This window comes from Algibacter mikhailovii (genome assembly GCF_014651495.1).
In the GTDB taxonomy this organism is placed as follows: Bacteria; Bacteroidota; Bacteroidia; order Flavobacteriales; family Flavobacteriaceae; genus Algibacter_E; species Algibacter_E mikhailovii.
The window spans coordinates 115,031-129,357 of record NZ_BMWZ01000008.1 but is presented as its reverse complement, the minus strand read 5'-3'; the positions used below and the strand labels follow the sequence as shown (position 1 = coordinate 129,357).

The 14,327-nt window shown below is 34.0% G+C and carries 9 protein-coding genes; 5 read left to right on the top strand and 4 right to left on the bottom strand.

Annotated elements, in window-relative coordinates:
* Positions 1-151 precede the first annotated feature (151 nt).
* Entirely contained in the window at positions 152-931 is a 780-nt protein-coding gene (locus IE051_RS15835; RefSeq protein WP_189362384.1) for a hypothetical protein, read from the top strand.
* 4 nt (positions 932-935) lie between these two features.
* Complete coding sequence (locus IE051_RS15830; RefSeq protein WP_189362383.1) at positions 936-1,550, top strand: deoxynucleoside kinase; 615 nt, start codon at positions 936-938, stop codon at positions 1,548-1,550.
* 3 nt (positions 1,551-1,553) lie between these two features.
* On the opposite strand, the gene IE051_RS15825 is transcribed toward IE051_RS15830, so the two are convergent.
* The 4 genes from IE051_RS15825 to IE051_RS15810 form a co-directional block, all read right to left on the bottom strand.
* Positions 1,554-3,308, bottom strand: a complete 1,755-nt coding sequence (locus IE051_RS15825) for a chondroitinase-B domain-containing protein (RefSeq protein ID WP_189362382.1) — start codon at positions 3,306-3,308, stop codon at positions 1,554-1,556.
* A gap of 232 nt (positions 3,309-3,540) precedes the next feature.
* Positions 3,541-4,539, bottom strand: a complete 999-nt coding sequence (locus IE051_RS15820) for an App1 family protein phosphatidate phosphatase (protein ID WP_189362381.1) — start codon at positions 4,537-4,539, stop codon at positions 3,541-3,543.
* A gap of 81 nt (positions 4,540-4,620) precedes the next feature.
* Positions 4,621-7,008, bottom strand: a complete 2,388-nt coding sequence (locus IE051_RS15815; protein ID WP_189362380.1) for a sodium-translocating pyrophosphatase — start codon at positions 7,006-7,008, stop codon at positions 4,621-4,623.
* Between the two features lie 299 nt (positions 7,009-7,307).
* Positions 7,308-7,841, bottom strand: a complete 534-nt coding sequence (locus tag IE051_RS15810) for an inorganic diphosphatase (RefSeq protein WP_189362379.1) — start codon at positions 7,839-7,841, stop codon at positions 7,308-7,310.
* A 212-nt stretch (positions 7,842-8,053) separates the two neighbouring features.
* Here IE051_RS15810 and IE051_RS15805 point away from each other — a divergent pair, with 212 nt between their 5' ends.
* From IE051_RS15805 to IE051_RS15795, 3 genes are all read left to right on the top strand, one after another.
* Positions 8,054-10,285, top strand: coding sequence for a M1 family metallopeptidase (locus tag IE051_RS15805; RefSeq protein ID WP_189362378.1), 2,232 nt, complete (start codon positions 8,054-8,056; stop codon positions 10,283-10,285).
* Between the two features lie 410 nt (positions 10,286-10,695).
* On the top strand, positions 10,696-12,354 hold the full coding sequence (locus tag IE051_RS15800; protein WP_189362377.1) for a mechanosensitive ion channel family protein: 1,659 nt from the start codon (positions 10,696-10,698) through the stop codon (positions 12,352-12,354).
* Complete coding sequence (locus tag IE051_RS15795; protein ID WP_189362376.1) at positions 12,347-14,164, top strand: long-chain-acyl-CoA synthetase; 1,818 nt, start codon at positions 12,347-12,349, stop codon at positions 14,162-14,164. The genes IE051_RS15800 and IE051_RS15795 overlap by 8 nt, the downstream gene beginning before the upstream one ends.
* Positions 14,165-14,327 lie beyond the last annotated feature (163 nt).

Below are 14,327 nucleotides of genomic sequence, written 5' to 3'. Positions count from 1 at the left end.
TTTTGTTTAACAAATATAATAAATTAATAAACAAAAATTATTAAATATAATTTAATATGCCTGTAGATTCAATTCAATAATAGCTCCTGATAGCGTTTAAAGACGTAAAAAAAGCTAATTATAACTAGTTTTTTGTATTTTTCAATCTATAATGAAATACCTACTCTATTTTACTTTTTTTATTTCTATTCCTCAATTCGCTCAAGAATCAGTAGAAGCCGTATTTATGGAATCCATCCCATTGGACAATGAACGTATTGTATCCTTTGATAATTTTGGCATTCCCTATTATCTTAAAAATAATATTTTCTACACCAAAAGCGCATCTGGCAATGTCACCTATAATAATTTACAACTGGGCCAACTCCATTCAGTAAATACATTCAACCCCCTAAAAATCAATTTGTTTTACAAAGATTTTAACACGCTCATAATTCTTGATAATAGGTTAGCTGAAATATATAAGGTAGATTTCAATACCTCTACCCCCTATTTAAATGTATCCTTTGTTTCCACGGGTCATGATAACACCGTTTGGGTTTTTAATCAGGACCTACAAAGACTCGAGCTTTATGATTATAAAGCAAGAACTTCTAGAAGTCAAACAGTACCAATACAAAACCCTGTTTTAGACTTACAAAGCGATTTTAATTACTGTTGGCTACTCACCGATACATATCTGTATGTGTATAATTATTTTGGCAGAATGACGGGGAAAATTGAAAATAAAGGTTATACCTCACTAATTCAGAATAATGAAAATCTAATCTTAAAAAAAGAGAATGTTCTCTATTATCTGAAAAAAAACAGTGAGCAACCCATGCTAATAAAAACGCCAAATATATTAATAGAAGCGTTTTTTGTAGTCAATGAAACCTTGTATATTTACAACGGTGAAACCTTAGAAAAATTCCAATTAAAAATAAAATAGAATTATGCACATTGCTGTTGCGGGAAATATTGGCGCGGGAAAAACAACGTTAACTAAATTACTGGCCAAACATTATAATTGGGAAGCACAGTTAGAAGATGTTGTGGACAACCCTTATTTAGATGACTTTTATAACCAAATGGCACGTTGGAGTTTTAATTTACAAGTGTATTTTTTAAATAGTAGGTTTCGTCAGGTTTTGCAAATTAGACAAAGTGGTAGAGACATCATTCAAGATCGTACAATTTACGAAGATGCGCATATTTTTGCGCCAAACCTTCATGCTATGGGGTTAATGACTAACCGTGATTTTGAAAATTATAAATCGCTTTTTGATCTAATGGAATCCTTAGTGCAAGGACCAGATGTTCTAATCTATTTAAGAAGTTCAATACCTAATTTAGTCTCGCAAATTCATAAAAGAGGACGGGACTATGAAAATTCAATTAGTATTGATTACCTCAGCAGATTAAATGAACGTTATGAAGCATGGATTCATGGTTACGACAAGGGAAAACTACTCATTATAGATGTTGACAAATTAGACTTCGTTGACAATCCTGAAGACTTAGGAAACGTAATCAACACCATTGATGCCGAGATTAATGGCTTGTTTTAGAACCTACGATTTTTGAGCGATTACAAAACGACTAAACGCTTTATTTGTTTTCAGTAGATACACCCCACTAGAAAAATGACTTATATCAATTTTGGCTGTATTTGTATTGATTATATCAGTGTATAATAAGTTACCAAGCGCGTCATATATTTTGACATCTCCAATAATAGTATTAGATTTCATTAAATTTAACACCCCATTACTCGGTACTGGGTAAAGTTTTATCTCATTTTTCTTGAAATTCAATTGACCTACAGCAAGTGAATTTAATGCGCCAAAACCTATAGTTATTCCAACATCTGTAGCTTTATAGGGACCAACTGAGCCATTGGCGCCGTACTCTTCAGCCCCTGCATCAAAACTCACCTCCCTATTACCATAAAGGATATCTTTGGTTAAAAATGAAAAAGAACCAATACCGGCATTAATTGCCGCGCTACCTAATGGTAATCTATAAAAATCACTACCACTTGTTAACAACCCCGAAGCGACTGTCTGGTTTGAATTTGTACCATTGGTTAAATCCCAATTTCCATTTTGAGTAATATTACCCTCATATTTTGAAGTTCCTATTGGTGGGGTAATCTCTTGAAATGCAGAAATACTTGAGTTTAACATGATATTATTGGCAATTAAAACGTTTTCTGGCGCCAAAGTAAGCGTACTGTTTGTCTTAGTTCCTACTCTAATGGCATAATCTGAATTTACTATAGTATTATTTATAATCTGTACATTCTTTACCTGATAATACTCATTGAGCGCTGAATCAGGTTTTCCATTAGAGACATTAAGAGCTCCTGTAGTGTTGGAGCCTGACCCACTAGGTTTTCTATAATTAAGGTCTTGAAAATAATTATTATAAACTTTATGATCTTCACCAATAATTCTAATCCCTCCAGAAAAAGGATTATTATTCCCAAAGAAGTAATTACCAAAAACTTCAGTGTTATTACCATGCCTTAAGGTTAATGTGCCTTGGTAATCCCTGAAGGAATTATTATAGTACTTATTACTTCCACATTTATTTGAAATAATTTCAACTTCTCCAGCCCAATTATTAAAAAAGTTATCATAGACCTCGGTAAAAGAATCAGTAAGAGATCTTGAACTTACTCCTATTCTAATGGCATCTTGATCATTTAATCCATTAACATCACCCCCTACCGGGACTCTATCGGCAAAATAATTATGATGAATTTTAGAATAATCCGGGGTTGAATTATTATGATTATCATTAATGATACTGCCTACACCATTCTTTCCAAGAAAAGAACAATAGCTCACTTCATTATAAGCACCGTAAATAATAACCCACTTAAATACATCTTCCTCTTGACTTGAGGTCCCATTATAGGTATCAATTTTAACGTTTCTAACGTGGCAATGTTCACAATCGTTATTACTGGTATCCCTAAATTCAATAACAGGTTCTATTCTATCATTACTAGATATTAGCCCCGAAGCATTTTGAAAAATAACACCTTCAAAAATAATATATGATCCTCCTAAACTGATATTTGATCGTCCTTCAAAAAAAACCTTACCTGGGTTTTGTGCCTTTATAATACATGGCTGAGAGTTTGTAGCATTTACATTTATAGAAACTTGTACATCTTGCCATACACCATCAACCAATTCAATAATGCTTCCTGCCTTAGCGTTGGAAATAGCAGTTTGTAGTTCGGCTGGATTACTTACAACTTGGGCGTTTATCTGCAAAAGCACAACTAAGAATAATAGAAAAATATAATACTTCATAATACAAATAGATATTGGACAACCAGATTGGTTTACCAGTTCAAATATACTACCTTTTTCTTATAAAAAACTGTCAATGCCTACAAACAAGCGATTCGATTACGTTTTATGTGCTCTTACGACAAAAAACGAAACACTTAAAACATATTGATTATCAACTAATAAACTCAACAACTATTCAATTAATCGTGATATTCTTAAACCTAAGGTATACGTTTTTGAATCCCTTAGTTCATTGAATAAATCCATGCCATTTTGCATGTTCTAAAGCCTGTATACTATCTTCGACTAAAAGCATGGGAATGGCTGTAAATTCAGCGTATAGTAATTTTACGCTTTCTATTTTTTCTTTATGAGAAACACTTCGCAAATATATGGCAGCAATTCGCTTAGGGTATTCTTCTGCAATCTCATAATAAATAAAAGGATCATGCTGCCCTATATCCCCAATAAGAATAAACCTGAGTTCCGTATAGGTTTGCAATAAATTAAGAATCTCCTTATGCTTTCTTGGTTTACTATTTTTATTTCTATTATAAAATAACTTTGGAAAACTTCTTAGAATAATTGGCCCTTTTGGAAACTTGTTTTTATTCAAAAAATATTCCAAATATCTATATAAATTCCATGGACTGTGACTGACATAAAAAATTGGATTTACTTCCTGCCCAGTCTTTCCCTTATGTAATAAATGATAAAATTCAGGTGCGCCTTCCAAAGGAATCCGACTACCCGCCGAAGTCAATAACGTATTAATAAGGACACGCCACTTTAAGACAGAAACTAAACCCGTATGCAAAATGGTATCATCAATATCACTAATAACCCCAAATGATGCTGATTTTGAAGGAACAAGCATCTCTGCTGGAAATTTATTATGTAATTGAATAGTGCGGGACAAATGTTCCTCATCATATGAAAACTCTAATGTAACCCAACCTTCATCATTTATAAATGCACTGATATCTTCTACAGGTTCATCTACAATAAAATAACCATCTTTATTGGTGTTAGTATAAAATACAATGTCCTTTCCCAGTTTAACTTTTAATCTTGTATTTCTAATTTCATCAGTAGCAAATCGCTTCCATGCATTAAATAATAACTTAAAAGCGCCTTTTTTCTCGAGGTTAATATTTTCATCTTCCAATGCCCGTCCTCTCAAATAAATATGATTTACAGTCCCATAGGTCTGAAAAGCAATAATTTGAAGCGGATCTTTTTTAAGCATTAACACTTATTTAGTGAAATTAAAAATACAAAAAAACCACACCTAATGGTGTGGTTTTTTCAATTGAAATTTATAATCTATTTAGCAATCATCTTCAGTTTTATTAAGGGAAGATATGAAGCTTTTAGTAACTTCAGCTGCTGCTTCAATTTGAGCTTTCACTTCTGCCTCAGTTCCTGTAAATGTTTCGTAACGTGTTGATTCATTTCCATTTTCAGTAGTTACTGTCGTTTTAACAGCTTTTACTGTTCCATCTTCATTATCAGTCATTTCTATTTTTACCTCCTTAGTTACCTCAACTTGCTCTATTTCATTACCTTCAGAAATATAAGCCGTTACAACATCAGACGATAAAGCTATACTAGGTGCAATAACTAATGCTACTACCGACATTAACTTTAAAAGAATATTTAATGAAGGTCCTGACGTATCTTTAAACGGATCTCCAACAGTATCTCCCACAACCGCAGCTTTATGTGCCTCTGTACCTTTTCTGCCTTGTTCTTCAATTGTTTTTTTAGCATTATCCCATGCACCACCGGCATTAGATTGGAAGATGGCCATAAGCACTCCACAAGTAGTCACCCCAGCTAGTAAACCACCTAACATTTCAGCTCCACCAATAAATCCAACAGCTACAGGAACAGCAATTGCTAATAATCCTGGTAACACCATTTCTTTAATAGATGCTTTAGTAGATATATCAACACATTTATCGTATTCGGCAACACCATTAGCAGCATCAAAAATAGCACGTTGTTCTTTAGTCGCCTTGGACATATCAGAATCAACATCTCTCATAACTTCTAGAGCTGCCTTTAGTTCTGGAATATCTCTAAACTGACGACGTACTTCTTCAATCATAGCCATAGCTGCTCTACCTACAGCATTCATAGATAATGCTGAGAACACAAAAGGCAACATACCTCCTACGAGTAAACCAGCCATGATTTTAGGCTGAGATACATCAATAGCAGTTACGTTCGCTGTTTTCATAAACGCTGCAAATAAGGCTAATGCCGTTAATGCAGCCGATGCAATAGCAAAACCTTTACCCACAGCAGCAGTTGTATTACCAACAGCATCTAATTTATCCGTGCGCTCACGAACTTCGCTAGGTAATTCTGCCATTTCAGCAATACCACCTGCATTATCACAAATAGGTCCATAAGCATCAACAGCCAATTGAATTCCGGTATTTGCTAACATTCCTACTGCTGCAATGGCAATACCATATAAACCTGCATAGTGATGTGAAACTATAATAGCGGCAGCAATTAAAATAATTGGAATGGCTGTACTCATCATACCAACTCCCAGACCAGCAATAATATTTGTAGCAGAACCTGTTTCAGATTGCGCAACAATTGAATTTACTGGTTTTTTTCCAGTTGCCGTATAATATTCAGTGATTTTACCCACAGCTAAACCAGCGACTAAACCAGCAATTACAGCAATAAAAACACCAAGTGACCCGTTAGGCAAACCAGTGGTACCAGCTAACATAATATCAATTATAAAGTAAGAGGCTACTACCATTAAACCTGCAGAACCAAACTCTCCAATATTCAAAGCCGTTTGAGGGTTTCCGCCATCTTTAACTTTTACAAAAAAGGTTCCCAATATTGACATTAAAATACCAACAGCAGCTAAAACCAATGGTAAATATACAGCCCCTAGACCATTAAAATCTGGCGTTATAATAAAAGCTCCTAAAACCATTGTTCCTATAATTGAACCTACATAAGATTCAAATAAATCAGCTCCCATTCCTGCAACATCACCTACATTATCACCTACATTATCTGCAATGGTAGCTGGGTTTAATGGATGATCTTCTGGAATACCAGCTTCAACCTTACCTACTAAATCGGCACCCACATCAGCAGCTTTCGTATAAATACCACCGCCTACACGCGCAAATAATGCTATAGAAGAAGCTCCTAAAGAAAAACCTGAAAGCACATTAAGTACCAAAGTTAAGTTATCTGCACCAGGCCATATGCCTTGGTAAATCATGAATAGCCCACTAAGACCTAAAACCCCCAATCCAACAACACCTAATCCCATTACAGCACCACCTGCAAAAGCAACTTCTAATGCTCTACCTAATGATGTTCTTGCGGCTTGTGTAGTTCTTACATTTGCTTTGGTTGCCACTTTCATTCCAATAAATCCAGCTAATGCAGAACATATAGCTCCAATAATAAATGACAAGGCTACCATACCACTTGATCCAGCTTCTGAGGCGCCTTTAAAATATAATAATACTGCTACTGCAGCAACAAAAATTGCTAATACTTTGTACTCAGCTTTTAAAAATGACATCGCGCCTTCTGCAATATTTTTTGCAATCCGAGACATATTTTCATCACCAACATCTTGCTTTCCAACCCAAGCACTTTTAATAAAAACAAACGCTAAGGCGACTACACCAAAAAGCGGTAAAAATTTCACTATTACTTCCATATTAAGTTAGTTCGTTATTAATTCAATTATTTTTTTCGATTTCAAAAGTATGGAAATTAATGTGATAAAAAAAGCACCAATTAATTAAAGATTTCACATTCAAACACCTGTTAAAATATAATATTTTTAATACTATGATTTATGTTAGTTTTTTCTTGTGTAGTCTATTGAAATTTCACATGGAACAGCTAAAAAACCATAGTTGCAATCAATACTTAAAGTAAGGCTTACAGATAGGTGTATCCATAAAAAAAGCCATCTTAATTATAAGATGGCTTTTTTTATGGATACACTCTATTTTAAATAGTAAACGTTCTTTTTTTCTTGTGTTCACTTTCATCATAACGTTTCACACATTCATGATAAATTTTAACGGCAGCAGCAGCATTACCCCAACCTCCAGTATCAACTTTTTTCTTTTCTAAATCTTTATAAACTTGAAAGAAATGTTCAATCTCTTTCAGTCTATGCGGGTTTAAATCTGAAATATCTTCTTTGTTACTCCAAATAGGGTCAGAAACAGGAACACATATTACCTTTTCATCTGGTCCTTTTTCGTCTGTCATATAAAATACACCTATAGGTCTCACTTCCATTACCACCATTGGATAAGTTGGCTGATGTCCTAAAACCAAGACATCCAATGGATCTTGATCTAAGGCTAAGGTTTCCGGAATAAAACCGTAATCTCCCGGATACATCATTGAAGAAAACAACATACGATCAAATCTAATTTTATTTAAAGTAAAATCATATTCGTATTTGTTTCTACTTCCCTTTGGTATTTCTATTAACACGTCAAATGTTACTGCTTTCGCTTTCTTATCACTCATATATGTTTAATTTTTCCTCTGTTAAAAAACAAATAATATATACTTTATTTTAAGGGGGCAAATGTACACAACACATCCCCTTAAAGCAACTATTTAGTTATGTATTATAAGATTTTACAAAAAATTAAACTTAGCTTAATGTAGATAAAGATTTTAACAAAAAACATTTCAATATTTAGTACCTTGTGCATGACTAACTCAAATAATTATATATGCAACGTATCCTGTTATTGGCGGCAACGCTAGGCCTTATTTCTATTTTAGGTGCTCAGAACCAACCTTGGAAAGGCAAGTTTGAGCCCATTGATAATTTAATTGCACCGCCTAACAACTTCAGAAATGCAAGCGGAGCCCCTACCAAATCATATTGGCAACAAGGTGCTGATTATAAAATAAAGGCAACTATTGATGAAACGAACAACTTACTTTCAGGAGAAGAAACTATTACATACTACAACAACTCTCCTGATGATTTAAGCTACCTATGGGTTCAGCTTGAACAAAATGTAAATAAAAAAGGTAACGAAGATTTTGGTGCTATTGATAATAGAATGAAAGATTCCATGAATACCAGGCAAATGCAATTTCTTACAAGGACCTTAGATTTTCCGTCAGGATATTCTATAAAATCTGTGAAAGATAAGAATAACGCAGATGTTGAGACCATCATCAATAACACCATGATGAAAGTAAAGCTAAACGACGTTTTAAAATCTGGAACATCCACCACATTATCCATAAAATGGTCCTATCCCATTACAGATAGAAGCCTTTTTAAATTATCAAGGGAAGGCTATGAGTATTTTCCAGAAGATGACAATACGGTTTATTTAATGGGCCATTGGTTTCCTCGAATGGCAGTTTATAATGACACTGAGGGGTGGCAAAACCAACAGTTTCAAAAGTTAGGCGAATTTGCACTAGAATTTGGTAATTATGAAGTTGATATTACAGTACCTTCCGATCATATCGTTGCTGCCACAGGTAGCTTGGAAAATAGTGCATCTGTTTTAAACAAAACACAATTAAAACGGTTCAATGAAGCTAAAACTGCTTTTGACAAACCTATGATGATTATTACCGAAGAGGAAGCGATAAATAATGAAAAACAGAAGTCTAAAAAACAGCAAACTTGGAAGTTTAAAGCCGAAAATGTCAGAGATTTTTCTTTCGCGTCATCTCGCAAGTTTTTATGGGATGTACAAGCTGTAAAATTAGCTACCAATACCGTTTTAGCCATGTCCTTTTACCCAAAAGAAGGATTACCAGTTTGGAGAGAGTCGTCCACAAACGCCATAAAACAGGCGCTTGAAGTATATTCTGAAGCAACCTTTGATTACCCCTACCCGGTGGCTATTTCGGTAAACACCTCCAATGTAGGTATTGAATACCCAATGATTAGTTTTAATGGCGGCCGACCAATTGATGGGCAAATATCTGAACGGCGTAAACAACAAATGATAAGCACAATTGTTCATGAAGTTGGGCACAACTGGTTTCCAATGATTGTAAGCTCAGACGAACGCAAGTGGATGTGGATGGATGAAGGTTTAAACACTTTTCTACATCAAAGAACTATAGCAGAACGCTATCCAAACGCATCTAGTGTTACGCCAAAAACTATTGTCCCGTTTATGAGTGGAGACAAAAGTATTCTGAGACCGATCATGACAACTTCTGATAACGAATTATTCAGTCAATTTGGATATAATTTTTATTACAAACCTACTGTCGGCTTACAAATGTTACGCAATTCTATTATTGGTAAAGAGCTCTTTGACGAGGCTTTTAAAGAGTATGCTAACCGATGGAAATACAAACACCCGAACCCTGCTGATTTATTTAGAACACTGGAAGATGCTACCGCAACGGATTTAGATTGGTTTTTTAGAGGCTGGTTTTTCACTACAGATCATGTGGATATGGAATTAAGTGAAGTGAAATGGTTTACCGTTTATGAAAACCAAACAAACCTTGAAGATCAAACGAATAAATCACAAGTAAAACTTAATACTGAAGGCAAAAACTCAAATGCGAAAGAACAAGATTTTACCAATGGTCCTGAGGTTATTAATATGATTTCTGCTCCAGATAGCGCCTATGGTCAATTCTTGTCACGATTAGATGAACCACAAATGCGTAAAGCATTATCTGGAAAAAACATCTATGAAATAACCATCAAAAATATTGGCGGATTAGTCATGCCTGTAACCATAGAATGGATATTTACTGACGGAAGCTCTGAAATAGATATTTTACCAGCTGAAATTTGGCGAAAAAACGAATATGAAATTCAAAAAACATTTATTAAAGAAAAAGAAGTTAATAAAGTAAACCTAGACCCTAATTTTGAATTCCCTGACACAAATGTATCAAACAATAGTTTTCCAAAAACAGGACAAGATTCTGATTTTGATGCTTTTAAAAAGAACAAAACTAATTAAACTTCTAAAACTATCAGGACTTATTATAAGGTTAAAGGAGGGTTTTGGGCTATTAAATAATAGCAGTATTAGAAGGCATAGTATCTAGTCATGTTAAAGCCCTCCCAAACATAGAATAGAGTTAATTTATTAACAAGCAAATCATTGCACAAAACTGAATTGTTGGCGCAACTAATATATGGCAATGAGTTAAAAATAACCCAGTCGCTTTCTTTTCGATAATTGGCCTGCATATTCTAATGATAATAAGAGTTTATCTTAACAATAATGGGGTTTAAATCCTTATGGAATTATAAGCATTTGATTTAATTAAAAAAATAAACTAAATTAGAGCAAGACTTAATATTGGCTCAGCCAGTTTTAAAAATCCACTTTATATTTTATTTAACTTCGTGAGACAAACTTTCCTTATGCCATTTCATAAAATACTGCTATTTCTAATAGTCTTTCCTTTTGCTTTAGGAGCTCAAGATTCCATACCTCCTCAGAATGATTTAAAAGAACCTGTAATTTTGAAGAATGACACACTATTTTATTTTAAAAGTAGTATGGACAACTACCCCCTTAAAGTAAGAGCTGAAGAGGCTTCGCTCAGGTTAGAACGGCTAACCTCTACATACAATCCATTAACTGATAGCTTGTGGCTTGAAACGGGAAATGAATTTATAAAAATAATGCTAAATAATAAATTTGCCATTATTACAACCTCCAGAGATGCAGAAAACCACAGCACAACCATTGAAAAACTAGCAAAGTTTAGGTTAGAACGCTTAAACAGCACATTGAATCAAGGAGAAGAACTAAGCACAAAAGAATGGGCCAAACGTATTGGCTATTTCGTGCTATCCTTAATAATACTGGTTTTTTATATTAAATTTATTAATTGGGCATTTCGAAAAATAGACTTAAGACTATCAAAAATTGAACAAAAATTTCTCCGTAAAAAACAAAATATTCTTAAGTACTTCATCCCCAAAGACACCGTTAATATCTTTGTATTTATCTCTAATGTTTTTCGCATTGCAATCATAGCCTTATCACTATTTGTATATGCGCCCTTCATGTTTAGTTTTTTCCCTTGGGCCGAAAACGTAGTCAATTTATTTTATGGTTATATCGCAAAACCTGTAAAATATATATTTTACGGATTTATTGACTTTATCCCTTCCCTATTCTTTATTGTAATTATTGCTTTTTTCGCCAGATATATTGTTCGAGTAATAAATGATATTGCTAATGATGTTGACAAAGAACGTTTTGAGATTAAAAATTTTCATAAAGATTGGGCTAAACCTACAGGGAAGATTTTTGGTATATTTATTTATGCCTTAGCTTTAATATTGATATTCCCCTATTTACCTGGATCAGGATCTTCAGCATTTCAAGGTGTCTCGATTTTTATTGGTGCTATAATTTCGTTTGGGTCTACTTCTGCAATTGCGAATATTATCGCAGGCATAGTCATTACATATATGCGTCCGTTTCAAATAGGAGATCGTGTACTCATTGACAATATTATGGGAGATGTCATTGAAAAAACCATTTTAGTCACCAGAATTAGAACTACAAAAAAAGAAGATGTTACCATACCAAATGCAAAGATTTTGGTAGGCACAATTATAAACTATTCCAATGAAAACCATAAACCTATCATACTGCATACCACAATAACTCTGGGTTATGATTTACCTTGGGAAACGGCCAACACCCTATTACTTCAAGCGGCTGACAAAACTTCTCTTTTAGAAAAAGAACCTGCTCCTTTTGTTTTACAAACAAGTCTAGACGATTATTATGTTTCATATGAATTGAACGCATATACGCTAGAATCTAAAAAAATGCCGGCTATATATTCTGAAATGCATAAAAATATTTTAATTGTATTTAATGAGGCTGGTGTTGAAATATTATCTCCGAGCTACGTGGCTGCTCGTGACGGGAGCTTAACTACAGTGCCTAGTCAACTTAAACCAGAGGACAAATCGCCACTTGATAAAATTGTTGATCATTTAACAGGGCAAAACCAAAAGGTTACAATTAAGACAAGTAATAAGGAACAACATGACTAAGTCCCCAAACAAACACACGATTAAGCTAAGCCAAATTCTTGGAAAATTAATTTTATTGACACCGCAATTACCAAGAATTATAAAGTATATAAAAAAGGCAAAAAACCTTCATTCAGACAGTAACGAATCCATAGGAAAAATAATAGAATCCATTGCAGTAAAGCAAGGAGATACTATTGCGCTGAGATATGAAGATGATAGCTATACCTACAATGAATTTAACGCGAAAGTAAACAAGTATGCCAATTACCTTATTTCGGAAGGTGTAAAAAATGGAGATACAGTAATTGCCTTTTTAGAAAACAGACCAGAACTTCTATTTTTAATTACAGCATGTGCAAAAATAGGAGCTATTGTTTCATTAATAAATCCAAACCAAAGAGAGAAGGTCCTAATACATTCATTAGAACTCACAAAATCTAGATTCTATTTTATTGGTGAGGAGTTGATACCATACTATGAAAAAGTAACGCCTTTATTAACAACACCCGAAGATAATCGCTACTATTGGATAGCAGATAAAAAACTTAATGACTGTCCTAAACATTATGTAAATCTTAATGAAGTACTAATTAATTCAAGTGAAAAAAACCCCGTATTAAATCAGCCTATTAAGGCTGGCCAAGTATACGCCTATGTATTTACTTCTGGTACTACAGGATTGCCTAAAGCATCTCGCCAAACCCATAGAAAATGGCTATCAACCCACTACTGGTTTGGTAAAGTCAATATGAATCTCAATCAAAATGATGTGATGTATATCCCCATTCCTTTCTACCATACCAATGCCCTTATTGTAGGATGGCCAACTGCACTTGCTGCCCAATGCACTGTGGTCATGAGACGTAAATTTTCGGTATCACAGTTCTGGGAAGATGTAAGGAAGTATAATGTTTCGTCTTTTATTTATATAGGCGAACTATGTCGTTATTTAGTTAATGCACCGCCTTCTAAACTTGATAAAACCCATCGTATAAAAAAGATTATGGGTAACGGACTTAGACCAGATATTTGGCATGAATTCAAAGAGCGTTTTCAAATTAAACATATCTTCGAGTTCTATGGTGCCGCTGACGGCAATGTAGGATTCACGAACACCTTCAATTTTGACTGTACTATTGGGTGGTGCCCCACAAATTATAGCATTATAAAGTATGATATTGAAAATGATTGTCCAATAAAAGGTGCGGATAACTTCCTAATTCCTGTACATAAAGGTGAAACAGGTTTACTCATATCTGAGATAAGTGAAACTATGGCTTTTGATGGTTACGTAAATAAAACTAAGAATAAAGATAAAATTCTTCAAGATGTCTTTAAAAAAGGCGACCATTGGTTCAATAGTGGTGACCTATTACAAGATATAAGTTTTAAGCATGCTAGATTTGTGGACCGATTGGGAGACACTTTTAGATGGAAGGGAGAAAATGTTGCCACGGATGAAGTAGAAGGCGTTCTTGGTCAACTTGAGAGCATTGATATGTCCGCCGTCTACGGCGTACAAATACCAAATAATGATGGAAAGGCAGGAATGGCTACCATTACAACACATAGTGATAAAGATTTTAATATTAATACCCTAACAGAACATCTTCTTAATGAACTCCCTAGATATGCAGTCCCTATTTTTATAAGACTTAAGGATCAAATCAGCTTCACACATACACTTAAAATCAAAAAATTTGACTTAAAAAAGGAGGGCTTTAATTGCGCTGACACAATTTATGTGATGCTTCCAAAAAACAATGAATACGCCATTCTTGATGAAAAACTACTAAAAGATATAAATTCCGGACATTATACCTTTTAGGACATTATAATACAAGGGCATTTCAGAGCATTCAATTTATAATTAGGATTCTTAGCTCTTAAAAACATAAAAAATTAGACCTTAATTTTCAACCTTTATTAAACACTTCATAATTACTATTAATACATCCCAAACAATTCATTTATCTTTGCAGCACTAAAAA